The following is a 23,682-nucleotide window of genomic DNA, read 5'->3' as shown; positions in this document are numbered from 1 at the left end:
CCGCTTCGCATTCTCATTCCTCGAACCGCGGTTTTGTGGTGACCGTCACGATGTCTCGAAGCTGAGACGCCTTACATGGTGCAGGAATTCCGCATCGATCAGCATGTTGAAACCGATGGTGACCTTTTCTTCCTCCCGGCGGATCAGCGTGCAGCCGATCTCATCGCGAATGCCGAGAATCTCCAGATAGAAATTGGCCGGCATTTCCAGTTCGGGGTTCACATCCAGTTCCGCGCCATAGAGGGAAATGGTGCGCACCAGGCAGCGCATGGTGTTCCTGGCGCTGAGATGATGCCCGATGAAGGTGATCTTGCCGGGTCGGTCGATCTGAAATTTCTCGTACATCTCGTCCTGCGGGACGCTCTGACGGGGATCCATATGTAAAGCCATGACAACCTCCCGGATTGCCTCTCTTGGTGTCGATTTTAACGCGGCTTCCTTGCCAGTACATGAAGGAAATCCGCGCAATTCTCTCTAGTCTGTGTCGATCTCGACCAATCTTCCGTGGGGAAGCCGATGTTTCCACTCGTGAAAATGCGTTCGGCTCCCTGCGGTTGCAGCGGCGCCGCAGCCTATGCAGATAATGTGTCACGCTTGCACAGGGCTGGTGTCGCTGCGCGGTTGACTGGAGCCGTACTTGGCGTTACGCCTGATCCCTGCAATATGGCTTCGCGAAGTGCGGCAGGATCGGCGCTTCGTGATTCTTCTGGGAGTGGACTGTGACGGGAAGGCTGGTAATCGTCGGGGCGGGGCAGGCCGCTTTCGCGCTGGCGTCGAAGCTTCGGGCGCTGAAGGACGAGCGCCCCATCACCATCATCGGCTCCGAGGATGCCTATCCCTACCAGCGGCCGCCGCTCTCCAAAAAATACCTTCTCGGCGAGATGAGCTTCGACCGGCTGATGTTCCGCCCTGAAGAATGGTATGCGGAGCATAATGTCGATATCCGGCTCTCCACTTGGGTGGAGGAGATTGACCGTACTGCGAAAACCGTGCGCACGCAGGATGGCAGCACGCTTTCCTACGACAAGCTGGTGCTGGCGACCGGGGCGGCACCCCGTCTTTTGCCCGCCAGCATCGGTGGCGATCTGGAAGGGGTATTGACGGTTCGTGACAAGCGCGATGCCGACCGGCTGATGGAGGAGATGAAGCCGGGGCGCAGGCTGCTGGTGATCGGCGGCGGTTATATCGGCCTCGAGGCAGCGGCGGTTGCCCGCAAGCTCGGCCTTGAGGTGACGCTGATCGAAATGGCCGACCGAATTCTGCAGCGCGTGGCGGCGAAGGAAACCGCCGATATCATGCGCGCCATCCATCAGGCCCAGGGCGTCTCCATCCGCGAAAAGACCGGCCTCGTGCGCCTTGTCGGCATGGATGGCCGGGTGGCCGCTGCCGAACTTTCCGACGGTTCGACGCTTGATGTCGATTTTGTCATCGTCGGCATCGGCGTGACGCCGAATGACCGGCTTGCCCGCGAATCGGGCCTCGATGTCGGCAATGGCATCGTGGTGGACCACTATACCCGTACATCCGATCCAGACATTCATGCCGTCGGCGATTGCGCCATGTTGCCGTGGCGCGGCCAGCATGTACGTCTCGAATCGGTACAGAATGCCGTCGATCAGGCTGAGTGCACCGCTGCCGTGCTGGCCGGCACCGAAACCGCCTATGAGGCGAAACCCTGGTTCTGGTCGGATCAATATGACACGAAGCTGCAAATTGCCGGCTTCAACCTCGGTTATGACGAAACGATGCTGAGGCCCGGTGCGCGTGAAGGCAGCTGGTCCGTCTGGTATTTCCGCGACGGGCGATTCGTGGCGGTCGATGCCGTCAATGATGCCAAGGCCTATGTCGCCGGCAAAAAACTGCTCGATACCGGCGCGGAGCCGGATCGTGCCATCCTGGCGGACGCTACCGCCGATCTGAAATTACTGCTTTCCTGAGGATATCATGCCCGCTCCCGAAAACCGTTTCAAAACCGCCATCCATGCGGGCAAACCGCAGATTGGCCTCTGGCTCGACATGGGCGAGGCCATCACGGCGGAAATCGCCGGCACTGCGGGTTTCGACTGGCTGGTGATCGACGGGGAGCATGGGCCGAACGATCTGCGCAGCATCATCGACCAGCTGCGGGCGCTTGCCACGTCGCCGGCCGAGCCGGTGGTGCGCGTGCCCGTCGGTGAAAGCTGGATGATCAAGCAGCTGCTGGATGCGGGCGCACGCACGCTCCTCGTGCCGATGGTCGATTCGGCTGATGAGGCCAGAAATCTGGTCAGCGCCATGCATTATCCGCCGCGTGGCATTCGCGGCATGGGTGCTGCCGTGGCCCGCGCATCGGCGTTCAACACCATCGCCGATTATGCCGACAGCGCTTCCGATGGCGTCTGCCTGCTGGTGCAGGCCGAAACGCGGGCGGCGATCGATGATCTCGACAATATTCTTGCGGTGGATGGCGTGGACGGCGTTTTCATCGGCCCGGCCGATCTCGCCGCCGACATGGGGCATCTCGGCCGGATCGACGAGCCGGAGGTGCAGGCCGTGATCGAAGCAGCGATCGTCAAGATCGTCGCGGCTGGCAAGGCTGCCGGTATTCTGACCTTTAATGAAACCTATAATCGCCGTTATCTCGAGCTCGGCGCGTCCTTCGTGGCGGTCGGTGCCGATGTCACGGAATTCGCCAATACGCTTCGCGCGCTCTCGGCCCGTTACAAGGGCGGAGCGGCACCGCAGCCATCCCGGTCGGGTTATTGATTCAATCGTCGTTGCTGGCGTTCAGCTTTTCCGGCGGAATGCCTTCTTCGCCGGAGGCGAGATAGCCGGTGTTGATAAGGGCGGCGCGAATGATGCGCTGGATGGCTTCATCCCTGTCCAAGTCGTGATCTCTCGCAAAATCCGACAATGCCGTTTCAAGATCGTCACTGAACCGCATATCCACCCCCATTTTCATAGCGCTTCAAACCCATAGGCAAAGGCAAGGCAGGAATGACCCGCCTTGCCTGACTTTCAATCTATATGGCGATCAGCGCCAGCGATACAGGCTGCTGTTGGACGAGCTCTGCTGGGTGCTCGTGCCGACCGCATAACCGATCGCAAAACCGAGTGCGCCGACGATCGTCAGCAACGAAGTTGCCGTGCCCGGATTTTCCTTGACGGCTTCCACCACGTTCTGGCCCTGGGCGCGGACATTATGCGCGGCCTTGCGAACGCGGCCGCGTGCCTCGTCCAGAAATTCTGACGCATCCTCGCTGACGCCCTCCGCGCGGGCGGAGACGGATTTGGAGAGCGACGCAATTTGCGAGCGCAGCTCGGCAATCTGGTTTTCGATCGTGTCTTCGACAACATTCAGTTTGGTCTGAGCCATTAGAACACCTCTTTTGTTACCGAAGCCAGAACGCCCGGTGGGTGAAGAAGTTCCCGAAAGCCCGCAAAGTTTCACGGAACCATGTTCCGCCAACAGCTTTTTCGGCTTATTGGCGAAAAAGCCTTGCATTCATTTTTTTTACGCAATAATCAGGCCGCACCGGAGAGGTGGCCGAGTGGTCGAAGGCGCTCCCCTGCTAAGGGAGTATACGTCAAAAGCGTATCGTGGGTTCGAATCCCATCCTCTCCGCCACTTGCCAAGTTTATCCCCACAGATTGAAACACCACACGTCAGTAGCCCGGCCGCTGGCTTCCCCCGGCGACGTCGAATATGGCTCGACTGCGATGCCTTGTGGTGTCCGCGCGGTGGGTTTGCTGAAGGCAAATCAATTTGCCAAATCACCGATCTGTCCGGCCCGTCGAATCGTTGCCCGGTGAATCAGTCCGGGGCCGAAAGAGCTTTTCCCGCGGTTTCCTCGCATGCGCATCTGTGTTGTGCCTCGGGACGGGATAGATCAAAGCAAAAAATTCCCACATCTTCGAATGACAGAGCAAGGGATGGCCGAAAACGCCGGTAGTTTAGAAAGACCTTGTTAACTCAACTAACTAACGGATTTTCAAGGGAATTCTTAACACATTGTAAAAGCCGCAATCGGCCGGCGGGGCGCTGTGTGTTGTTTCCGCAACAAACCGAAATGAAGCATATACGTAAATGCTATTTATCGGATGTTGGCGATTGCAAGCGGCGAAACCTTTTGTATTTTCACCACCAGAAGCGAGGCGGTGGATCGTTTGGCTTCTAAGAACACGGGAATGGGGCAGGGAATGCTGTCCTTCAGCGAAAGTACCCAGACCCACTTAAAAACTTTGACTGGAGGTCAACCATGAACATCAAGAGCCTTCTGATCGGCTCCGCTGCGGCTCTCGCAGCAGTATCCGGCGCTCACGCTGCCGACGCTATCGTCGCTGCTGAGCCTGAGCCCCTGGAATACGTTCGCGTTTGCGACGCTTTCGGCACCGGCTTCTTCTACATCCCCGGCACCGAAACCTGCCTGAAGTTCGACGGTTACATCCGTTTCCAGACCGACTTCGGCCGCAACAAGTCCGGCACGTCTGACTGGGATTCGTTCACGCGCGCTCAGTTCAACATCGACACCCGCACCGACACCGAGCTCGGCGCTCTGCGCGGCTACATCGGTTTCCGCGGTCAGGCTGACAACGACAGCAACCGTGGCGTTGTTGTTGACCAGGCCTTCATCGAACTCGGCGGCCTGAAGGTCGGTTACTACTACAACTGGTGGGACGACGGTCTCTCCGGCGAAGTTGATAGCCTTTCTTCGAACGTTACCCGCCTGAACGCTATCCGTTACACCTACGACGCTGGCTCGTTCTACGTTGGCGTTGCTGTTGAAGAACTGGAAGGCCAGCGCGGCTCCTCCAACATCTCCAGCGACTTCGCAAAGGGCGGCTCGTTCGAAGGCCCGAACAACGTTGGCATCTCCGCTATCGTTGGTGCCAAGTTCGGCGGCGTAAACGCTAACATCCTCGGCGGTTACGACACCGACCAGGAAGAAGGCGCAATCCGTGGTATCGTAACGGCTGACATCGGCCCGGGCACCCTTGGCCTCTCCGGCGTTTGGGCTTCTGGCGCAAACAGCTACTACGAAGAGTCCGAGTGGACTGTTGCTGCTGAATACGCAATCAAGGCAACCGACAAGCTGACCATCACCCCCGGCTTCCAGTACTTCGGTACGATCGACATCGGTGCTGACAACCAGTTCGTTGGCGACCGCGACGCATGGCGCGCTGGTGTAGCTGTTGGCTACAAGATCACCCAGGGCCTCTCCACGCTCGTTTCGGTTAACTACCAGGACGTCGACGGCACCGAAGGTGTTGACACCGGCGCTGGCGACAGCTGGGTTGGTTTCGTTCGCCTTCAGCGCACGTTCTAATCTGATCTGACATTGTCAGTGATGGAAACCCCGGCAGAAATGCCGGGGTTTTTCTTTTGCAATGCCGACTATGGCGCAAAGCAGTATCGGCGCACGGATCGATGCTTCGCCCGGTTTTGCGATCTGGCTGCCGTTCGTCTGGTGATTCGCTATCAGGGGAAACTCACACTGGAAGCCGCAAGAGTTGCTCCGCGGATTGATTCTCTTGGTGTGGACGAAGGGCTGAGTCTCAGGCGCTGCAATCGTCTTTTGGACAATTTCTCATGGCCCGGTTGTGTCAGGATTTTGGAGAAGGGATTGGCTTTAGGCTGCCAGGCTAGCGGTTCTGCTCGTTAAGTGTTTGAAAAGCATTATTTATTAACGGTTTTTTAAGGAATGGGGTCCGGTCGATTAGAATTGTAGCTATTTCGCAACAATGAGAAACTAAGGACACCTTACTGTCTTCCTTCTGTCATGATTACGATTGCCTGTCCGGCCGGTTTTGGCTCTAATCATCTCCATAAGCGGCACGCATTTGTAAGTGCTTTCCCACCCGCTGCTTAGAAGATTAAGCGTTTGACTGGAGGTCAACCATGAACATCAAGAGCCTTCTCATCGGCTCCGCTGCAGCTCTCGCAGCAGTATCCGGCGCTCACGCTGCCGACGCTATCGTCGCTGCTGAGCCTGAGCCCCTGGAATACGTTCGCGTTTGCGACGCTTTCGGCACCGGCTTCTTCTACATCCCCGGCACCGAAACCTGCCTGAAGTTCGGCGGTTACATCCGTTTCCAGACCGACTTCGGCCGTAACCAGTCCGGCACGTCTGACTGGGATTCGTTCACGCGCGCTCAGTTCGAAATCGACACCCGCACCGACACCGAGCTCGGCGCTCTGCGTGGCTTCATCGGTCTGCGCGGTCAGGCTGACAACGACAGCAACCGTGGCGTCAACGTTGACCAGGCCTTCATCGAACTCGGCGGCCTGAAGGTCGGTTACATGTACACCTGGTGGGATGACGATCTCTCCGGCGAAACCGACATCCTGTCTTCGAACTCCACCCGTTCGAACGCTCTGCGTTACACCTACGATGCCGGCTCCTTCTATGCAGGTATCTCGGTTGAAGAACTGGAAACCGCGCTTGACAGCGTTTCGAACCTCGGCATTACCAAGGGTGGCTTCATCGAAGGCCCGAACAACGTTGGTATCAGCGGTATCATCGGTGCGAAGTTCGGTGCAGTTAGCGCAAACCTGCTTGGTTCTTACGACACGGACCAGGAAAACGGTGCAATCCGTGCAATCGTCACGGCTGACATCGGTCCGGGCACGTTCGGCCTTTCCGGCGCATGGGCTTCCGGTGCAAACTCTTACTACGAAGAGTCTGAGTGGACTGTTGCTGCTGAATACGCAATCAAGGCAACTGACAAGCTGACCATCACCCCCGGTGCACAGTACTTCGGTACGGTTGATATCGGCGCTGACAACGACTTCGTTGGCGATCGCGACGCATGGCGCGCTGGCGTAACGCTTGACTACCAGATCACGCAGGGCCTCGCTACCAAGGTTGCTGTTAACTACCAGGACGTTGACGGCACCGAAGGTGTTGACAGCGGCGCTGGCGACCAGTGGACCGGTTTCGTTCGCCTTCAGCGTTCGTTCTAATCTGATCTGACATTGTCAGTGATGGAAACCCCGGCAGAAATGCCGGGGTTTTTCTTTTGCAAGGCGGAAAGCTGCTTTGTCAGGTAATGACAATAAAAAAGCACCGGGCCAGCCGGTGCCTGAATGCTCTGACGATGATCGGACGGTGAGTTCCGGCCTTTACCCTGCGCGCCCGTGGCGCAGGTCATCGACGATGTCGGCCTGTTGTCCGAGCCGTGTCTTGTAGACCTGATAATTCTCCATCACCCGCTGCACGTAATTGCGTGTTTCAGGGAAGGGGATGCGCTCGATCCAGTCGACCACTTCATCGATCGGCTTGCCGCGCGGGTCGCCATAACGGGAGATCCATTCCGGCACGCGCTTTGGCCCGGCATTATAGGCGATGAAGGTGAGGATATAGGAACCGCCGAAGCTGTCGATCTGCTCACCGAGATAATGCGCGCCGAGCGTGGCGTTGTAGCCCGCATCCGTCGTCAGCATTGCCTGCGTGTAGGGCAGGCCGTGGCGTCCGGCTACGCCCTTGGCCGTTCCGGGCAGCAATTGCAGCAGGCCGCGGGCATTGGCGGCGGAGATGGCGGCCGGGTTGAAGGCGCTTTCCTGCCGGGCGATGGCATAAGCAAGCGCCTTGCCGGAGCCAGCAATATTGGCGCTGGCCGGAATGACGCCGAGCGGATAGGCGAGGGCTGCCGCATCGATGCCACGACTGAAGGCGGTCTTGCCGATCTGCAGCGAAACCTGGTGGTTGCCGGTACCTTCCGCACGTGCTGCCAGAATGGCAAGTTCGCCGGGGCTGTCGAGCTGTTCGGCAAGCGACCGGTAAAGGCTGTCGGCACGCCAGCCGTATCCAGCCGCCTCCAGCCGGTCGATGGCGCGCACCGCCTCGCGGCCGGCGAAACGGTCCCGGTCTTCATTGCTGGGGTTCGGGTAGGTCACATTCAGCGTTTTGGCGCCGATTCGCGCGGCGGCAAGCTGGCCATAAAATGTGCCGGGATGGGCTGCCGCCTTGGTGAAGAAATCACGGGCATTGCCGGGCCCGCCGGCTTCCGCCGTCCGACCGAGCCAATAATAGGCACGGGAAGCCGAAAGCGGGCGGTTCGAGGTTTGCAGCAATGTATTGAAGTGGCGCGAAGCGGCCGCCGGATCGCGCAGCGCCCGCAGCGCATACCAGCCTGCGTGGAACTCGGCATCGGCGATATCCACGGAAGAGGTGGCCGAATGATTGGCGACGATGCGATAGGCCTCGGCAAAATCGCCGAGATCGGCGACGCCGCGTGCGATGATGCGTCGTTCGTTCCACCATTCGCCGGGATTGAGAAGCCTGGCTGCCTCCTTCGGCGCCTGCCGGAGGAGGACGGCAGCTTCCGTGTATTTTTGCTGGTTGCGCAGGTTCTCGATGCGCGCGAAGAGATAGGTCGGATCGCTGCGCCAGGAGGCGTCGACCTTGCCGAGCAATGCGCCGGCATTGGCGGAGCGCTGCAGCACGGCCGCCCAGGCATTATAAAGCGACTGCGCCTTGCCGAGATCGCCGAAACGCTTCGCCTGGCTGATGCGGCTGCGGTACATCAGATAATCCATGCGCGCCTTGTGATCAGCGGGCGTCAGATAGGCAGGAAATTCGGCAAGCACACGGTCTTCCATGTCCTTGTCCATGCCTTCGCTGACCCAGAGCTGGCGAATGAGGTTCTGGGATTCTGCCATTTTACCGGAGGAGGCAAGCGCCTTGGCAAGCACGACGGTTCCTTCCGCCGTTTCCGGGCGACTGCTGCCGAAGGCTGAAAGCACCTGCGCGGCCGCCGGATCCTCGCGGTAGAGCGCTTTTTCGGAATTGGCTCGCAGGGTGGCCGCACCCGGCCAGCCGGAAAGCTCCCGCTGGGCGGCGGCGATCTCGGTGGAAGGCACATCCTTCTGGCCGGAAACGGCGATTGCCCAGGAGAGAATATGCCTGTCGAGGCTGCCGGTCGGCATGGTGTTGCGCAGGGCAATCGCCCGGGCCGCGTCGCGGCTGGAAAGCGCGTCGAGGCCGGCCTTCAACTGGCTGGTATCATCGGGGCGGTTGAGGCGCGGTATCGCGCCGGTGATCTCGGGCGAGGCCGGCATGAAGGCCGGAACGGTCGGCGCATTCGGCTTGACATAGGGAAGGGGCGCCGCACCCTCAGGCAGCGGCCCGGCCAGCGCATTCCACACTGTTGCGGCAAGACCCGCCGCCATCAATCCCCAGACTGTCTTTTTCATGCCGTTCTTCATCGTGTAATGGAGTTGCCGACTTTCTTGTAATATCGCTTCATTGCAGCGGGATTGCCGAAACGGTCGCAAGTCCCACCTGGAAATCTTGGGATTTCAGGCTTAATGAAATCTTAATGGCCGCCTTGCAATTCAATCAACTTTTATTCACCGGCCCGCGAGCGACGTTTCTTTTCGGCACTTGCTTTTCATGCCTGCCGATCACGGTGCAAAGACTGTCACACTTCCGACAATTTCGGACAAAATAGGCTGCCTTTGCGCTTGTCGGCGCCAAGGGCTGGCACTAATGTGTGCCGGTTTTAACCATCGAATGCGGCCGAAGCATGAACCGGCTCGGCGCCAGGAGCTTTGCATGTTCAAGGGATCTATTCCCGCCCTCATTACCCCGTTCACGGACAACGGCGCCGTGGACGAACAGGCCTTTGCCGCCCATGTGGAATGGCAGATCGCCGAAGGCAGCAACGGCCTTGTGCCCGTGGGCACGACGGGGGAATCCCCGACGCTTTCCCACGACGAACACAAACGGGTCGTTGAACTGTGCATCGAGGTAGCGGCGAAACGGGTTCCGGTCATCGCGGGTGCTGGCTCCAACAATACCGATGAAGCGATCGAGCTTGCCCTGCATGCGCAGGAAGCCGGCGCGGATGCGCTGCTGGTCGTCACCCCCTATTACAACAAGCCGACCCAGAAGGGCCTGTTTGCCCATTTTTCCGCGGTTGCCGAAGCGGTGAGACTGCCGATCGTCATCTACAATATCCCGCCGCGCTCGGTGGTGGATATGTCGCCGGAAACCATGGGCGCGCTGGTCAAGGCGCATAAGAACATTGTTGGCGTGAAGGATGCGACCGGCAAGCTCGACCGCGTTTCCGAACAGCGCATTTCCTGCGGCAAGGATTTCATCCAGCTTTCGGGCGAGGATGGCACGGCGCTCGGTTTCAACGCCCATGGTGGCGTTGGCTGCATTTCGGTCACCGCCAATGTCGCACCGCGCCTCTGTGCGGAATTCCAGGCGGCGATGCTGGCCGGTGATTACGCCAAGGCGCTGGATTATCAGGATCGCCTGATGCCGCTGCACAAGGCGATCTTCATGGAGCCCGGTGTCTGCGGCACGAAATATGCGCTGTCGAAGACGCGCGGCGGCAACCGCCGGGTTCGTTCGCCCCTGATGAGCACGCTGGAACCGGCAACGGAAGCGGCGATCGATGCGGCGCTGAAACATGCCGGCCTGATGAACTGAGACAGGCCTGAAAAGCCCTGAAGGCGCGCCATGGACCGCTTCGAGACAGAAGCCGTTCGGCGCGCCTTTTCTTTTTGCGGCGACGATACTAAATAGAGCATGTATCCCAAAAGTGAGCACCGGTTTTGGGATAAGGACATGCGGAAAAGCAAGAACGACATATCGAAAACCGCTCCGGCCGAAAGGCTGCGGGCGCAATAAGAAAAACAAGGGATTAAAAGATCATGGCCCCCAAAGGCAGCCAGCGCGTGGTGAACAAGATCGTTGCGGAAAACCGCAAGGCTCGCTTCAACTACGAAATCATCGACACCTATGAGGCGGGGCTGGTGCTGACCGGCACCGAGGTCAAGTCGCTGCGCGAAGGCAAGGCGAATATCGCCGAGTCCTATGCCTCGGACGAGGGCGATGAGATCTGGCTCATCAATTCCCACCTGCCGGAATATCTGCAGGCCAACCGCTTCAACCACGAGCCGCGCCGCCGCCGCAAGCTGCTTTTGAACAAGCGAGAGATCAACCGCCTGCGCGCCGGCATCAACCGCGAAGGCATGACGCTGGTGCCGCTGAAGGTCTACTTCAACGATAAGGGCCGTGCGAAGCTGGAACTGGCGCTCGCCAAGGGCAAGAAGCTGCACGACAAGCGCGAGACCGAGAAGGAACGCGACTGGAACCGGCAGAAGTCGCGGCTCTTGAAGGGTGGGGCGGCCTAAGTCGCAGTGAGTGGCGGGGAGGGGGKGTTACTGCGCTCTCGCATCTTCCCTCCGTCTGCCGGACTAGATCCGGCATCCAGTCACGGCGCGTCTGCGCCGTAAGAAGGGTTTATTCAGCCCAAGGACTTGGGCTGGCTGGATTCCGGCTCGAGGCCGGGATGACGAGGTGGATGTAGCCAGGTCGTCTTTCACGCCGCCCGGTACGTCCGCTCCACATGCGCCCTTGTTGCCGAAACGCTGAACCGGCTGACAAGTGCCGCCAGATTGGCGCTGACATCACTCAGATTATGCGTCGCCGCATTGGTTTCTTCCACCATGGCCGCATTCTTCTGGGTCAGATTATCCATGCTGTTGATCGCAGCACTGATTTCCTGAATGCCGACGGACTGTTCCTGCGCCGCCTTGGTCAGCGAGGCGATATGTTCCTGGATGTGATCCACCTTGTTGCCGATCGTATTCAAGGATTCACCCGTCTTGTTGACCAGTGAAACACCCTGCATCACATCTTCGGAAGACTTGGCGATCAGCGTCTTGATTTCCTTGGCGGCGGTGGCGGAGCGCTGTGCGAGTTCGCGCACTTCCTGGGCGACGACGGCAAAGCCCTTGCCGGCCTCTCCGGCACGCGCCGCTTCCACGCCGGCATTCAGCGCCAGAAGGTTGGTCTGGAACGAAATCTCGTCGATGACGGAAATGATCTGGGTGATCTTCTGCGACGATTCCTCGATGGCGCCCATGGCCTTCACCGCATCCGTCACCACATCGCGCGAGCGCGCGGCTTCGACGGCGGAGCTTTCGACGATGGCCTTGGCCTCTTCGGAGCGTTGCGCCGAGAGTTTGGAAATGGTGGTGATTTCCTCGACGGCGGCGGCGGTTTGCTCAAGGGCGGCCGCCTGCTGCTCGGTCCGGCGCGCCATGTCGTCGGTCGCGGAGGTGAGTTCACGCGTATTGCCTGAAACCTTGTTCGCTTCCTCGATGATCTGCGCGAAGGTGCCGGAGAGATTGCCGACGGCGGCGTTGAAATTGGCGATCAGCCCTTCGAATTGCGGGGCGGTCTTTTCGCTGATGCCGGTGGCGAGGTCGCCATCTGCCAGCCTGCCAAGGGCGCTGTTGAGCAGTTCCAGAACATGCTCCTGCTCCTTCTTCATCTGCGCCTGCTCGGCCTCCACCTTTTGCCGCTCAGTGGCAAGCACATCGAGATAGACGGAGATGGAATAATCCATGTCGAGAAGGGCGGCCTTGATGGTCGCGGACAGCGCATCCCTGGTTTTTCTGGCCTTCTTCTCCATGAAGATGCCCTTCACACCGGAATCGATGATGGCCTTGATGATGCCGTCCAATATCAGCGCGTAACCACCAATATACCATCTCGGCTCCAGACCCAGCCGCGCATGGGTGCGGCCGATGGTCGTCACCGCATTGGTGTAATCGGCGTTGAAGGTGCCGGAAGCGATTCGTTCCCAATGTTTGAGCTGCATGCTCTTGGCGTGCTGAATATGCGCTTCGTTGGCGAAGAACTTCGCCGTTTCCGGCACGGCACGCGCCTTTGCGTAGAAGCGATCGAGAGACGCATCGAGAGAGCCGACAATGACATCCTTCACATCCGAAAGATTTTGCCGTTGTTCCTGGCCAAGGCCCAGAAAATCCAGTCTTTCATTGAGTTGGTGGTCGGTTTTTGCTTGGCCGTGCATGTCTTGTCATCCTGCTTTGGCACCCAAATAACGTCTCTGGTACCGTTGCGTGATTTAGACACGTCTAAAATTAACCAAGGTATAATTTTGACTGGCCTGATTTGATGTTTGTTAATTTTAAAAGGAATTTTTGCCTTGCCGGAAAGGCTTCAAACAAAAACGCGCCCGTTTTCAGACGGGCGCGTCAGGGTAATGTCGGCGATCAGAAAAGCCGGATCAGACCGTCTCGGGGCCTTCGGCGTGACGAACAGGGCGCTCGTTCGGGTCGCGCCCGATTTCGGCCTTCAGTGTCATCAGATCGATGAAGTGGTCGGCCTGCCTGCGCAGATCGTCTGCAATCATGGCGGGTTGCGTTGCCATGGTGGAGACAACGGACACCTTGCGGCCCTTGCGCTGCAGCGCGTCCACCAGCGTGGTGAAATCGCCGTCGCCGGAAAACAGCACCAGATGATCGACGGTCTCGGATTGCTCCATGGCATCGACTGCCAGTTCGATATCCATGTTGCCCTTGATCTTGCGGCGGCCGAGCGCGTCGGTGAATTCCTTCGCCGGCTTCGTCACGACCTTGTAGCCGTTATAGTCCAGCCAATCGATCAGCGGGCGGATCGAGGAATATTCCTGATCTTCGATGAGTGCGGTATAATAATAGGCACGCAGCAGGTATCCACGCTTCTGAAACGCTTTCAGAAGCTTGCGGTAGTCGATATCGAATCCCAGGCTTTTCGATGCTGCATAAAGATTGGCTCCATCTATAAAGAGCGCAATTTTCTCCCGTGGATCGAACATTCCATCCCATTCCTTTTTTTGGAAAGGCCATTATCTGGCTTTTATATCCGGTCGATGACGCGAAAAATCATTGTCGTATCAACGAATTTCGCGCAAAGCCGTTGCGATTTAAGTAAGCTACCTTCCCCCGTATTCCAAGACAATTCTTCTGGACATTTTGTTCATCAGACGCCAAACATGGTGAATAAGGTGTCAAAAGACGCCAAAGACAGGAAAAACTTGAATTCCGCGGCCAATGGCTGTATCGGAAGCTGGAAAGCTTCGTCGCGAAAAATCGCAAGTGTTTTTCGCAAGGCACGAAGCGCAGATTCAATAGGTTAGAGCAACCCTTGTGCATCCTGAAGACCGCACGGCGCTCTGATCCACGACATTACGACCCGCAAAGGACAGGCAATGGCCCGCGTCACAGTTGAAGATTGCATTGATAAAGTAGACAACCGTTTCGAGCTCGTGCTTCTCGCCAGCCACCGTGCGCGCCAGATTTCCCAGGGCTCTTCCATCACGGTTGACCGCGATAACGACAAGAACCCGGTTGTGGCGCTGCGCGAAATCGCCGACGAGACGCTGTCTCCCGACGACCTGAAGGAAGACCTGATCCATTCGCTGCAGAAGCACGTGGAAGTTGACGAGCCCGAGCCCGATCCGGTCACGCTCGCTGCCTCCGCCATTGCCGATGGCGAAGACGACGACCAGCCGGAAACCGTCACTTTCGACCAGATGTCGGAAGAAGAACTGCTGGCCGGTATCGAAGGCCTTGTGCCGCCGGAAAAAAATGACGACTATTGATAGGATTTTATGATGCCTTTGGCAGGCGGCGGTTACCGTCTGTCAATAGTTGCCGTCATAATCTGATCCCTATTGATGCAGCATTGTGCGCCGACCCTCAGGTTGGCGCGCTTTCTTTTTGTGGAATATCGCATGATGCGGCAATACGAACTCGTTGAGCGGGTTCAAAAATATAAACCGGATGCGAATGAGGCCCTGCTGAACAAGGCCTATGTTTACGCGATGCAGAAGCATGGCCAGCAGAAGCGGGCCAATGGCGACCCCTATATTTCGCATCCGCTGGAAGTTGCCGCCATCCTCACCGAAATGCACCTCGACGAGTCGACCATCGCGGTGGCGCTGCTGCACGATACGATCGAGGACACCACCGCCACCCGCGCTGAAATCGATGAACTGTTCGGCGAAGACATCGGCAGGCTGGTGGAGGGGCTCACCAAGCTCAAGAAGCTCGATCTCGTCACCCGCAAGGCCAAGCAGGCCGAAAACCTGCGCAAGCTGCTGCTCGCCATTTCCGACGATGTGCGCGTTCTCCTGGTGAAGCTCGCCGACCGCCTGCACAATATGCGTACCATGGAATACATGCCGGCTGACAAGCGCAGCCGCATTTCCGAGGAGACGATGGAAATCTATGCGCCGCTTGCCGGCCGCATGGGCATGCAGGACATGCGCGACGAGCTGGAGGACCTGTCCTTCCGTTATCTCAATCCGGAAGCCTATGAGACGGTGACCAACCGCCTGCAGGAACTGGAAACGCGCAATGAGGGCCTGATCAAGAAGATCGAGGACGAGTTGCGCGAGCTGCTGGTGGCAAACGGCCTGCTCGGCGCCAATGTCAAGGGGCGGCAGAAGAAGCCCTATTCGGTGTTCCGCAAGATGCAGTCGAAGTCGCTCTCCTTCGAGCAGCTTTCCGATGTTTACGGTTTCCGCATTCTGGTGGACGACATTCCCTCCTGCTACCGGGCGCTGGGCATCGTGCACACACGCTGGCGCGTGGTGCCGGGCCGCTTCAAGGACTACATCTCCACCCCGAAGCAGAACGACTATCGTTCCATTCACACCACCATCGTCGGCCCGTCGCGCCAGCGTATCGAGCTGCAGATCCGCACCAAACGCATGCATGAGATCGCCGAATTCGGCATCGCCGCCCATGCGCTTTACAAGGATGGTGAAAACGGGGAGGGCGATCTGCTTTCGAAAGAAAGCAATGCCTATTCCTGGCTGCGCCACACCATTGAATCGCTGGCCGAAGGCGACAGCCCCGAAGAGTTCCTCGAGCATACCAAGCTCGAACTCTTCCAGGACCAGGTGTTCTGCTTCACGCCCAAGGGTAAGCTGATTGCCCTGCCGCGCGGTGCGACCCCCATCGATTTCGCCTATGCCGTTCACACCAATATCGGTGACACCACCGTTGGCGCCAAGATCAACGGGCGGATCATGCCGCTCGTGACCCGGCTCAACAATGGCGACGAGGTCGAGATCATCCGCTCCGGCGTGCAGGTGCCCCCTGCCGCGTGGGAAGAGGTGGTGGTGACGGGCAAGGCTCGCTCGGCCATTCGCCGCGCCACCCGCATGGCCATCCGCAAGCAATATTCCGGCCTCGGTTATCGTATTCTGGAGCGCACCTTCGAGCGCGCCGGCAAGGCCTTCTCCCGTGAAGCGCTGAAGCCCGTGCTGCATCGTCTGGCGCAGAAGGATGTGGAGGACGCCATCGCCGCCGTCGGCCGCGGCGAGGTTTCTTCGCTCGATGTGCTGCGTGCGGTCTATCCGGATTATCAGGATGAGCGCGTGACGGTGAAGATGACCGGCGACGATGGCTGGTTCAACATGCGCAGCGCCTCCGGCATGGTCTTCAAGATTCCCGGCAAGTCACGCTCCGCTCTGGAAGATGACGGTGCGGCCGAGATGCTGGATGGGCCGGACCCGCTGCCCATTCGTGGTCTTTCCGGCAATGTCGACGTGCATTTCGGTGCGGCTGGCGCCGTTCCGGGTGACCGCATCGTCGGCATCATGGAAAAGGGCAAGGGCATCACCATATATCCCATCCAGGCGCCGGCGCTGCAACGCTTCGACGACGAGCCGGAGCGCTGGATCGATGTGCGCTGGGACCTCGATGAGGCGAACAAATCTCGCTTCATGGCGCGGGTGATGATCAATGCGCTGAACGAGCCGGGCACGCTCGCCTCCGTGGCGCAATCGATCGCGACGCTGGATGTCAATATTCGTGGGCTCAACATGGTCCGCATCGGCACGGATTTCTCCGAGCTGGCGCTGGATGTCGAAGTCTGGGATTTGCGGCAGCTGAACCAGCTCCTGTCGCAGCTCAAGGACCTTGATTGCGTTTCGACCGTGACGCGTGCCTTCGATTGAGGCATTTTTGAGCGTTCATATATTCAGAAAGGCCGTTGTTATGCGTTGAGTGCATGGCAGCGGCCTTTTCCTGTCTCTGGTCGCAGGGGCGGTTTGCGACTATCTTCCTTTCAGAAATTGAAGAGAAGGAAACGCGGCGTGCCGGTGGATGAACACCGATGAGAAACGCCAGTTCCAAACCGAAAGGACCGAAAATCATGTTTACTCCGCTTCGCAAGATCGCCCGCGCCGTTCGTGGCAAGACCACCCAGGAACGCGAATTCGAATATCTCAGCGGCTCGGTATCGAATGTCGACCTCGAGTTCCGCCAGCGCGAAATCGACCGCGGCCTGTTCCGCCGGTAATGCGCTCAGCGCATGGCAGGTATTTGCAATGCGTATGGACTGAAAAGGTGCACGGCAACAGTCGTGCCTGTGCACCTGTGTCTCGTAAAACTATGTGAATGTGCGCTTCAGGCGGTTGTCCCGAACAGGTAGACAAATGTGCCGCAGAAAAACCGGCTCAGTCCCCTTCGTAACGTACGACACTAAATTGGGACTGATATCGAAGGTGCGATATCCACTGCATTCGTAATATCCCGCGTCCGTCATGCCGGACTTGATCCGGCATTCAGCCAGCCCAAGTCCTTGGGCTGAAAGAATTCCTCTCGCCGCGCGGACGCGCGTTGGCTGGATTCCGGCTTAAGGCCGGAATGACGGAAGAAAATGCGCCTGCAAAAGAATCCCTGCGTCGTCCACGATGCACTTGGCTCGGCCCGGGCGATGAAATAGACTGCCCTCCATGCCGTTTCGCCGCCGTGAACCCGTTGGTTTTTCAGAGAAGATTCGCGACCTCTTCTGGCCGCGCACGGGTTTTTCCCGTTCGCTGCGCTATATGAAGCTGCGTCTGCTCAGGCTGTCCGCCTCTCCGCATTCGGTTGCCGCCGGCGTTGCGCTCGGTGTCGGCGTGGCGTGGACACCGTTTCTCGGTGTTCATATCCTCATCGCCATGGCGCTCGGTTTTCTGATGCGCGTCAATCTCGTGGCGGCAGCACTCGGCACCACCTTCGCCAACCCGCTGACATTTCCCTTCATCTGGGCATCCACCTGGGAACTGGGGCATTTCATCCTTGGCCGGCAGAAGACGGAAAGTGCGGCGCATGTGGATTTCGTTGCGCTGTTCAGCCATCTCGAATTCCGGCAGATATGGACACCGGTTCTGGAACCCATGACCATCGGTGCGGTGTTTCCGGCTGCCATCAGCGCGGTCATCGCCTATATCGCCGTTTACGGCCTCATCAGCGGTTTCCAGCGGCGCAAGATGGAAAATCTCGCGCACCGCGCCGCCAACAAGAATGCTTCCCTGGAGATGTTGAAATGATCATTGGACTGGGCAGCGACCTGATCGATATCCGCCGCGTCGAAAAATCGATCGAACGTTTCGGCGAGCGCTTCACCCATCGCTGTTTCACCGATATCGAGCGGGCGAAATCGGATGGCCGGAAAAACCGCGCCGCTTCCTATGCCAAGCGTTTCGCCGCCAAGGAAGCCTGCTCAAAGGCGCTTGGAACCGGCCTTGCAAACGGCGTTTTCTGGAAGGATATGGGCGTCGTCAACCTGCCGGGCGGCAAGCCGACCATGATCCTGACCAATGGGGCAGGGCAGAGGCTGGCGGCCATGCTGCCCGCCGGCCACCGCGCCAATATCCATCTGACGATCACGGATGATTTCCCTTACGCTCAGGCATTTGTGATTATCGAGGCGGTTCCCGTGAACGGCTGAGACCCGGTGAGGCCGCATTGGCGCTCTATTTGCGGGCGTATGACAGAAGCGCTTCCCTTCGGGCTGGAAAGGTTCTAGAGAAGTCGCAGAAATATGAAAGCGTTGCCGGCTGCGTGAAACCGCTTCACCCGCCGCAGGCGCGACAAACAACGGCCCGGCGAGCTTCGTGAAGCCGAAGAAGCCGGGAAACACAATCAGGCAGGTCTATAAGTGTCGGAAAAAGCTGAGAAGAAGCAGAACGCCCTCTGGGAGAACGTCAAGGTCATCATTCAGGCGCTGCTGCTGGCCATGGTCATCCGCACCGTGCTGTTTCAGCCCTTCACGATCCCGTCGGGCTCGATGATGCCGACGCTTCTGGTTGGCGACTATCTTTTCGTCAACAAGTTCTCCTACGGCTATTCGAAATATTCGCTGCCCTTTTCGCCGAACCTGTTCTCCGGCCGCATTCTTGAATTCAGCAAGCCGAAGCGTGGCGATGTCGTGGTCTTCCGCCTGCCGCCCAATCCTGAAGTGGATTACATCAAGCGCCTCGTAGGCCTGCCCGGTGACCGCATCCAGGTGACGAACGGCGTGCTGTTCATCAACGGCCAGCCGGTTCCAAAGCAGCCGGACGGCGCCTTCACCTCGGATTACCGTGCGGATCCGGGCACCAATGTGCCGGTCTTCCGCGAAACGCTCGACAATGGCGTAACCTACGACACGCTCGACCAGTCGCCCGACTCGCGCGGCGACAACACCCGCGAATTCGTGGTGCCGGAAGGCCATTATTTCATGATGGGCGACAATCGCGACAATTCGCTCGACAGCCGCTTCGACGTCGGTTTCGTGCCGGAAGAAAACCTGATCGGCCGCGCCAGCGTCATCTTCTTCTCGCTGGGCAACGACACGCCGTTCAGCCGCATTTGGGAATGGCCGGCCAACATGCGTTGGGACCGCCTGTTCAAGGTTGTGGGATGAGCAAGAGCAAGCCGCTTTCGGCGGACGAGATTTCCCGTCTGGAAGCGTTGATCGGATATGAATTCAAGGACAAGGCCCGGCTCGACCGGGCCTTGACCCATGCCAGTGCGCGCTCTGCCGCGGCCGGCAATTACGAGCGGCTGGAATTTCTGGGCGATCGCGTTCTCGGCCTCTGCGTTGCCGAATTGTTGTTCTCCATCTTTCGCAACGCCACCGAAGGCGAGCTTTCCGTTCGCCTGAACCAGCTTGTCAGCGCCGAATCCTGTGCTTCGATCGGCGACGAGATGGGTTTGCATAATTTCATCCGCACCGGATCGGACGTGAAGAAGCTCACCGGCAAGGCGATGCTCAACGTGCGCGCCGATGTGGTCGAAAGCCTGATCGCCACCATCTATCTGGATGGCGGGCTGGAAGCATCGCGCAAATTCATTCTGAAATACTGGCAGAGCCGTGCGACAAGCGTGGATGCCGGGCGGCGCGACGCCAAGACGGAATTGCAGGAATGGGCGCATGCGAGATTTGCGACCACGCCCTCTTATCGGGTTGACGATCGCTCCGGACCGGATCACGATCCACGCTTCACCGTGACGGTGGAAATTCCCGGCGTGAAGCCGGAAACCGGTGTCGAGCGCTCCAAGCGCGCGGCCGAGCAGGTGGCGGCAACCAGATTGCTGGAACGCGAAGGCGTCTGGCAGAAGTCCTCCACCTGAGACTGAGCGCCCGGCGACGACCGGGTGCTGACAATCGAGCGCATGGCGGACCCTTTGGCCGCATGTTGAATACCTCTGACCTTGAATGGATACCATGACCGATCACGAAAACCCCGCCGTAACAGGCGAAGATGCCGCCCTTCCGACCCGCTCCGGCTTTGTGGCCCTTATCGGCCCGACCAATGCCGGCAAGTCGACGCTGGTCAACCGGCTGGTGGGCGCCAAGGTGTCGATCGTCAGCCACAAGGTGCAGACGACGCGCGCTGTGATGCGCGGTATCGCCATTCACGACAATGCACAGATCGTCTTCATGGACACGCCCGGCATCTTCAAGCCGCGCCGCCGGCTCGACCGTGCCATGGTCACCTCCGCCTGGGGTGGCGCCAAGGATGCCGATCTCATCCTGCTTCTGATCGATAGCGAGCGCGGGCTGAAGGGCGATGCGGAAACCATTCTGGAAGGCCTGAAGGACGTTCCGCAGAAGAAGATCCTCTGCCTCAACAAGATCGACCAGGTGAAACGCGAAGACCTTCTGAAGCTTGCCGCCGCCGCCAATGAAACGGTTGCTTTCGACCGTACCTTCATGATCTCGGCCACCAATGGCTCGGGCTGTGAAGACCTGATGAACTATCTGGCCGCCGAACTGCCGGAAGGCCCGTGGTATTATCCGGAAGACCAGATTTCCGATCTGCCGATGCGCCAGCTCGCCGCCGAAATCACCCGCGAAAAACTCTTCCTGCGCCTGCATCAGGAACTGCCCTATGCCTCGCATGTCGAGACGGAAAAGTGGGAGGAGCGCAAGGACGGCTCGGTGCGCATCGAGCAGGTGATCTATGTCGAGCGCGACAGCCAGAAGAAGATTGCGCTCGGCAAGAATGGCGATGCGATCAAGGCCATTTCCACCGCCTCGCGCAAGGAACTGTCGGAAATCCTCGAGCAGCCGGTGCATCTCTTCCTGTTCGTCAAGGTGCGCGAAAACTGGGGCGACGACCCCGAGCGCTTCCGCGAAATGGGGCTGGAGTTCCCGCGGGGTTAAATTGGCCTCGCACTGAAAATTGCCGGATAGGCGCAGAGCAACGGCGGATCGCCGACACAACCGTCATACCGGCCTTGAGCCGGTATCCGGCCGGCCCAGATCCTTGGGCTGAAAAGGACCCTCCGGCGCGCGCCGGCTGTATTCCGGCTCAGGGCCGGAATGACGGCGGGAAGCGTTTGGAGCCGATGCAGGCGGTGTGGCTATCCTCAAATACTGCTTTTGCGTCCTATCTCGCGGGTAGATATCGGGATTTCCGAACGATCTGAATATCTTCACCCCTCATCGGGAACCGAATACCCTTCGGGCGGGTTGTTCCAAAACAATTGGGCGCAACCTTTTTCGATGACGGATATTCATGTCGCCAAAAAAACCGAACGGAATTTCCACCACACCGTGCCAGCACTGTCCCCTGCGTGACTTGCCGCATTTCCGGGACTTTTCCTCTTCCGAGCTCGATTTCGTCTCGCGTTTCAAGACCGGAGAACTTGCGGTGGAAAGCGGCTCGGTCATCCTGATGGAAGGTTCGCACAGCGCCCATCTTTATACCGTCCTGCAGGGCTGGGCCTTCCGTTACAAGACGCTGGAGGACGGCCGGCGGCAGATCCTCAATTATGTCATGCCGGGTGACCTCGTCGGTCTGCAGGGCACGGTGATGGGGGAAATGCAGCATTCGGTGGAGGCGCTCTCACCGGTAACCCTGTGTGTCTTCGAGCGCTCGCGCCTCAACAACCTTTTCACTGATCATCCGAGCCTTGCTTATGACCTGACCTGGATCGCGGCAAGCGAGGAACGCATGCTCGACAGCCATCTCCTCAGCATCGGCCGGCGCACCGCGCTCGAGCGTGCGGCCTATCTCATCGCATTCCTGTATAGCAAGGCGAAGGCGGTTAATCTCGTGCGCGGCGAAACGCCTATCCCCGTCACCCAGCAGCATGTGGCAGATACGCTTGGCCTTTCCATCGTGCACACCAACAAGACCTTGAGAAAGCTGGTCGATCGCGACCTGATCCGCTGGACGGACAAGGGCTGTCTGGTGCTGGATAACGCCGGGCTGGCCAATGTGGCCGGCTGGGAAAGCGACGAGAAGCGTCAAAGACCCTTCATCTGATTTTGTTTCGACATGTCTTTTTTAAATGACGGTGGGGCCCTAATTTGCGACTCCTGTGGTGATATCTCATTGGAGAATCATTTCGGAGACGCGGCTCAAGCCCGGCGGCTCCCTCATTTAGGAAGAAGAAAACATATGGTGCCACAACGGGTTATCATCGTTGAGGATGAATATCTGGTGGCGCTTGATGTCGAAGCGGTTCTCCAGTCCATGGGTGTGGAAATCGTCGTCATCGCCACCACGCTGGCACAGGCCAGGCAGGCCGTGGAAGAGGACAGCGCCGACTGTGTGCTTCTCGATGTCAGCCTGACGGACGGCAAGAGCTTCGATTTCGCGCGGGGGCTACGCGAGGCGGGCATCGCCTTCGGTTTCGTCAGCGGCTACGGCGATACGACGGGTTTTCCGGAAGATCTCCTGCACACGCCCTTGCTCAGCAAGCCTTTCGGTGAAAACGAAGTCATCGGTTTTGTCCTCAGCCTCGTCGGCGTCACCGGAAATGCCGTAAAAGAATAACGTTTCGCCGCCAGATCGGTTATGATCGGGCTTGAATCGAAATTCGGACAGGTTTCATGCAGTGGCAGGATGAGGCGATCATTCTCGGCGTAAAACGCCATGGCGAGACGAGTGTCATCGCCGAGGTGATGACGCCTTCGCGCGGCCGCCATCTGGGAATGGTGCGCTCCGGCCGGTCTCGCACAATGCAGCCGGTGCTGCAGGCGGGAAACCGGGTGGATGTCATCTGGCGGGCGCGGCTTCATGACCATCTCGGTGAATTCCGCATCGAGCCGCTGCAATTGCGCGCAGCACAGCTGATGGAGACGGCGACCGCCGTTTTTGGCGTGCAGGCCATGGGCGCTCTGCTCAGGCTTCTGCCGGAGCGTGATCCGCATCCGCATCTTTACCAGGCGCTCGATATCATTCTCGACAATCTCCACGATCCCGTCGACGCCGGCGAACTCTTCGTGCGCTTCGAACTGGCGGTGCTGAACGAGCTCGGTTTCGGCCTTGATCTTACCGAATGTGCGGCAACGGGGCTGCGCACCGATCTCATCTATGTCTCGCCGAAGACGGGCAGGGCGGTGTGCCGCACGGCGGGCGCACCCTATGCGGAGAGGATGCTTGCGCTTCCCGCCTTTCTCGGCGAGGGGCAATCCAAGGCGGCCGATCGCGAGAGCCTCGCGGCCGCCTTCCGGCTGACGGCTCACTTCCTCAACCGGCATGTCTACGATCCGCGTGGCCTCAATGAAAACGCCGCCCGCGACGGTTTCGTGCAGGCGGCGCTGAAGGCGCTGGAAGGCAGGGCGTCACCGCCCGCGCTCGATAAGGCCGGATAGGCCTTTCCAAAAGTGAAAGCGC

Annotated in this window: 23 protein-coding genes and 1 tRNA gene; 18 read left to right on the top strand and 6 right to left on the bottom strand. The window is 58.9% G+C overall.

The window, feature by feature from the left end; translation table 11 throughout:
• Positions 1 to 45: 45 nt before the first annotated feature.
• Entirely contained in the window at positions 46 to 390 is a 345-nt protein-coding gene (locus tag QD336_RS16325; RefSeq protein ID WP_269344163.1) for a hypothetical protein, read from the bottom strand.
• A 329-nt stretch (positions 391 to 719) separates the two neighbouring features.
• Between QD336_RS16325 and QD336_RS16320 the strand changes: the two genes are divergently transcribed.
• Together QD336_RS16320 and QD336_RS16315 are read left to right on the top strand one after the other, a co-directional pair.
• Complete coding sequence (locus QD336_RS16320) at positions 720 to 1,937, top strand: NAD(P)/FAD-dependent oxidoreductase (protein ID WP_499171372.1); 1,218 nt, start codon at positions 720 to 722, stop codon at positions 1,935 to 1,937.
• 7 nt (positions 1,938 to 1,944) lie between these two features.
• Complete coding sequence (locus QD336_RS16315; RefSeq protein WP_499171371.1) at positions 1,945 to 2,745, top strand: aldolase/citrate lyase family protein; 801 nt, start codon at positions 1,945 to 1,947, stop codon at positions 2,743 to 2,745.
• Between the two features lies 1 nt (position 2,746).
• On the opposite strand, the gene QD336_RS16310 is transcribed toward QD336_RS16315, so the two are convergent.
• The gene (locus QD336_RS16310) at positions 2,747 to 2,923 is read right to left on the bottom strand and encodes a hypothetical protein (RefSeq protein WP_499171370.1); all 177 of its coding nucleotides are present in this window, start codon (positions 2,921 to 2,923) and stop codon (positions 2,747 to 2,749) included.
• A 90-nt stretch (positions 2,924 to 3,013) separates the two neighbouring features.
• Complete coding sequence (locus QD336_RS16305; protein ID WP_269344157.1) at positions 3,014 to 3,355, bottom strand: hypothetical protein; 342 nt, start codon at positions 3,353 to 3,355, stop codon at positions 3,014 to 3,016.
• A gap of 161 nt (positions 3,356 to 3,516) precedes the next feature.
• Here QD336_RS16305 and QD336_RS16300 point away from each other — a divergent pair.
• The 3 genes from QD336_RS16300 to QD336_RS16290 all read left to right on the top strand — a co-directional run bounded on the left by QD336_RS16300 (position 3,517) and on the right by QD336_RS16290 (position 6,943).
• Positions 3,517 to 3,607: transfer RNA gene (locus QD336_RS16300), tRNA-Ser, on the top strand.
• Positions 3,608 to 4,238: 631 nt separating this feature from the next.
• Complete coding sequence (locus QD336_RS16295; RefSeq protein WP_269344156.1) at positions 4,239 to 5,306, top strand: porin; 1,068 nt, start codon at positions 4,239 to 4,241, stop codon at positions 5,304 to 5,306.
• A gap of 572 nt (positions 5,307 to 5,878) precedes the next feature.
• Entirely contained in the window at positions 5,879 to 6,943 is a 1,065-nt protein-coding gene (locus tag QD336_RS16290) for a porin (RefSeq protein ID WP_499171369.1), read from the top strand.
• Between the two features lie 159 nt (positions 6,944 to 7,102).
• On the opposite strand, the gene QD336_RS16285 is transcribed toward QD336_RS16290, so the two are convergent.
• Positions 7,103 to 9,175, bottom strand: a complete 2,073-nt coding sequence (locus tag QD336_RS16285) for a lytic transglycosylase domain-containing protein (RefSeq protein WP_499171368.1) — start codon at positions 9,173 to 9,175, stop codon at positions 7,103 to 7,105.
• A 361-nt stretch (positions 9,176 to 9,536) separates the two neighbouring features.
• Here QD336_RS16285 and dapA point away from each other — a divergent pair, with 361 nt between their 5' ends.
• Together dapA and smpB are read left to right on the top strand one after the other, a co-directional pair.
• The gene (dapA, locus tag QD336_RS16280) at positions 9,537 to 10,421 is read left to right on the top strand and encodes a 4-hydroxy-tetrahydrodipicolinate synthase (RefSeq protein ID WP_269344153.1); all 885 of its coding nucleotides are present in this window, start codon (positions 9,537 to 9,539) and stop codon (positions 10,419 to 10,421) included.
• A 224-nt stretch (positions 10,422 to 10,645) separates the two neighbouring features.
• Complete coding sequence (gene smpB / locus QD336_RS16275; RefSeq protein ID WP_269344152.1) at positions 10,646 to 11,128, top strand: SsrA-binding protein SmpB; 483 nt, start codon at positions 10,646 to 10,648, stop codon at positions 11,126 to 11,128.
• A 188-nt stretch (positions 11,129 to 11,316) separates the two neighbouring features.
• Here smpB and QD336_RS16270 read toward each other — a convergent pair whose 3' ends face one another.
• The gene (locus tag QD336_RS16270; protein WP_499171367.1) at positions 11,317 to 12,816 is read right to left on the bottom strand and encodes a methyl-accepting chemotaxis protein; all 1,500 of its coding nucleotides are present in this window, start codon (positions 12,814 to 12,816) and stop codon (positions 11,317 to 11,319) included.
• A gap of 216 nt (positions 12,817 to 13,032) precedes the next feature.
• Positions 13,033 to 13,602: a LabA-like NYN domain-containing protein gene (locus QD336_RS16265; RefSeq protein WP_003509957.1), complete on the bottom strand. Its 570-nt coding sequence runs from the start codon at positions 13,600 to 13,602 to the stop codon at positions 13,033 to 13,035.
• Positions 13,603 to 13,995: 393 nt separating this feature from the next.
• Here QD336_RS16265 and rpoZ point away from each other — a divergent pair, with 393 nt between their 5' ends.
• The 11 genes from rpoZ (at position 13,996) to recO (ending at position 23,660) form a co-directional block, all read left to right on the top strand.
• The gene (gene rpoZ, locus QD336_RS16260; protein WP_020009554.1) at positions 13,996 to 14,388 is read left to right on the top strand and encodes a DNA-directed RNA polymerase subunit omega; all 393 of its coding nucleotides are present in this window, start codon (positions 13,996 to 13,998) and stop codon (positions 14,386 to 14,388) included.
• 132 nt (positions 14,389 to 14,520) lie between these two features.
• Positions 14,521 to 16,755 carry a RelA/SpoT family protein gene (locus QD336_RS16255; RefSeq protein WP_269344149.1) on the top strand — a complete coding sequence of 745 codons (2,235 nt, stop codon included), beginning with the start codon at positions 14,521 to 14,523 and terminating at the stop codon, positions 16,753 to 16,755.
• Between the two features lie 197 nt (positions 16,756 to 16,952).
• The gene (locus QD336_RS16250) at positions 16,953 to 17,099 is read left to right on the top strand and encodes a hypothetical protein (RefSeq protein ID WP_003496944.1); all 147 of its coding nucleotides are present in this window, start codon (positions 16,953 to 16,955) and stop codon (positions 17,097 to 17,099) included.
• A 436-nt stretch (positions 17,100 to 17,535) separates the two neighbouring features.
• Positions 17,536 to 18,114: a DUF2062 domain-containing protein gene (locus QD336_RS16245; RefSeq protein ID WP_269344145.1), complete on the top strand. Its 579-nt coding sequence runs from the start codon at positions 17,536 to 17,538 to the stop codon at positions 18,112 to 18,114.
• Positions 18,111 to 18,515, top strand: a complete 405-nt coding sequence (gene acpS, locus QD336_RS16240; RefSeq protein WP_269344143.1) for a holo-ACP synthase — start codon at positions 18,111 to 18,113, stop codon at positions 18,513 to 18,515. The genes QD336_RS16245 and acpS overlap by 4 nt, the downstream gene beginning before the upstream one ends.
• Positions 18,516 to 18,725: 210 nt before the next feature.
• On the top strand, positions 18,726 to 19,472 hold the full coding sequence (gene lepB, locus QD336_RS16235) for a signal peptidase I (RefSeq protein WP_269344141.1): 747 nt from the start codon (positions 18,726 to 18,728) through the stop codon (positions 19,470 to 19,472).
• Positions 19,469 to 20,182 (top strand): ribonuclease III, encoded by a 714-nt coding sequence (gene rnc / locus QD336_RS16230; protein ID WP_269344139.1) that lies wholly within the window; start codon positions 19,469 to 19,471, stop codon positions 20,180 to 20,182. The genes lepB and rnc overlap by 4 nt, the downstream gene beginning before the upstream one ends.
• Before the next feature lie 85 nt (positions 20,183 to 20,267).
• Positions 20,268 to 21,218, top strand: coding sequence for a GTPase Era (gene era / locus QD336_RS16225; protein ID WP_442864921.1), 951 nt, complete (start codon positions 20,268 to 20,270; stop codon positions 21,216 to 21,218).
• 355 nt (positions 21,219 to 21,573) lie between these two features.
• Entirely contained in the window at positions 21,574 to 22,326 is a 753-nt protein-coding gene (locus tag QD336_RS16220) for a Crp/Fnr family transcriptional regulator (RefSeq protein ID WP_269344136.1), read from the top strand.
• A gap of 135 nt (positions 22,327 to 22,461) precedes the next feature.
• Positions 22,462 to 22,839, top strand: a complete 378-nt coding sequence (locus tag QD336_RS16215; RefSeq protein ID WP_269344135.1) for a response regulator — start codon at positions 22,462 to 22,464, stop codon at positions 22,837 to 22,839.
• A 56-nt stretch (positions 22,840 to 22,895) separates the two neighbouring features.
• Positions 22,896 to 23,660: a DNA repair protein RecO gene (gene recO, locus QD336_RS16210; RefSeq protein WP_269344134.1), complete on the top strand. Its 765-nt coding sequence runs from the start codon at positions 22,896 to 22,898 to the stop codon at positions 23,658 to 23,660.
• The last annotated feature ends 22 nt before the right edge of the window (positions 23,661 to 23,682 follow it).

It is taken from the genome of Rhizobium sp. BR 250, from assembly GCF_047445855.1.
In the GTDB taxonomy this organism is placed as follows: Bacteria; Pseudomonadota; Alphaproteobacteria; order Rhizobiales; family Rhizobiaceae; genus Agrobacterium; species Agrobacterium tumefaciens_I.
This window is presented reverse-complemented; position numbering and strand designations above follow the sequence as displayed.

Bases quoted from the DNA above. Each gene is read 5' to 3' on its own strand.
- smpB (WP_269344152.1), top strand. From the start codon at position 10,646: ATGGCCCCCAAAGGCAGCCAGCGCGTGGTGAACAAGATCGTTGCGGAA.
- QD336_RS16285 (WP_499171368.1), bottom strand. From the start codon at position 9,175: ATGAAAAAGACAGTCTGGGGATTGATGGCGGCGGGTCTTGCCGCAACA.
- recO (WP_269344134.1), top strand. From the start codon at position 22,896: ATGCAGTGGCAGGATGAGGCGATCATTCTCGGCGTAAAACGCCATGGC.
- era (WP_442864921.1), top strand. From the start codon at position 20,268: ATGGATACCATGACCGATCACGAAAACCCCGCCGTAACAGGCGAAGAT.
- QD336_RS16315 (WP_499171371.1), top strand. From the start codon at position 1,945: ATGCCCGCTCCCGAAAACCGTTTCAAAACCGCCATCCATGCGGGCAAA.
- QD336_RS16305 (WP_269344157.1), bottom strand. From the start codon at position 3,355: ATGGCTCAGACCAAACTGAATGTTGTCGAAGACACGATCGAAAACCAG.
- QD336_RS16250 (WP_003496944.1), top strand. From the start codon at position 16,953: ATGTTTACTCCGCTTCGCAAGATCGCCCGCGCCGTTCGTGGCAAGACC.
- QD336_RS16265 (WP_003509957.1), bottom strand. From the start codon at position 13,602: ATGTTCGATCCACGGGAGAAAATTGCGCTCTTTATAGATGGAGCCAAT.
- rpoZ (WP_020009554.1), top strand. From the start codon at position 13,996: ATGGCCCGCGTCACAGTTGAAGATTGCATTGATAAAGTAGACAACCGT.
- QD336_RS16255 (WP_269344149.1), top strand. From the start codon at position 14,521: ATGATGCGGCAATACGAACTCGTTGAGCGGGTTCAAAAATATAAACCG.
- QD336_RS16295 (WP_269344156.1), top strand. From the start codon at position 4,239: ATGAACATCAAGAGCCTTCTGATCGGCTCCGCTGCGGCTCTCGCAGCA.
- QD336_RS16220 (WP_269344136.1), top strand. From the start codon at position 21,574: ATGTCGCCAAAAAAACCGAACGGAATTTCCACCACACCGTGCCAGCAC.
- QD336_RS16245 (WP_269344145.1), top strand. From the start codon at position 17,536: ATGCCGTTTCGCCGCCGTGAACCCGTTGGTTTTTCAGAGAAGATTCGC.
- rnc (WP_269344139.1), top strand. From the start codon at position 19,469: ATGAGCAAGAGCAAGCCGCTTTCGGCGGACGAGATTTCCCGTCTGGAA.
- dapA (WP_269344153.1), top strand. From the start codon at position 9,537: ATGTTCAAGGGATCTATTCCCGCCCTCATTACCCCGTTCACGGACAAC.
- QD336_RS16290 (WP_499171369.1), top strand. From the start codon at position 5,879: ATGAACATCAAGAGCCTTCTCATCGGCTCCGCTGCAGCTCTCGCAGCA.
- acpS (WP_269344143.1), top strand. From the start codon at position 18,111: ATGATCATTGGACTGGGCAGCGACCTGATCGATATCCGCCGCGTCGAA.
- QD336_RS16215 (WP_269344135.1), top strand. From the start codon at position 22,462: ATGGTGCCACAACGGGTTATCATCGTTGAGGATGAATATCTGGTGGCG.
- QD336_RS16325 (WP_269344163.1), bottom strand. From the start codon at position 390: ATGGCTTTACATATGGATCCCCGTCAGAGCGTCCCGCAGGACGAGATG.
- QD336_RS16270 (WP_499171367.1), bottom strand. From the start codon at position 12,816: ATGCACGGCCAAGCAAAAACCGACCACCAACTCAATGAAAGACTGGAT.
- QD336_RS16310 (WP_499171370.1), bottom strand. From the start codon at position 2,923: ATGCGGTTCAGTGACGATCTTGAAACGGCATTGTCGGATTTTGCGAGA.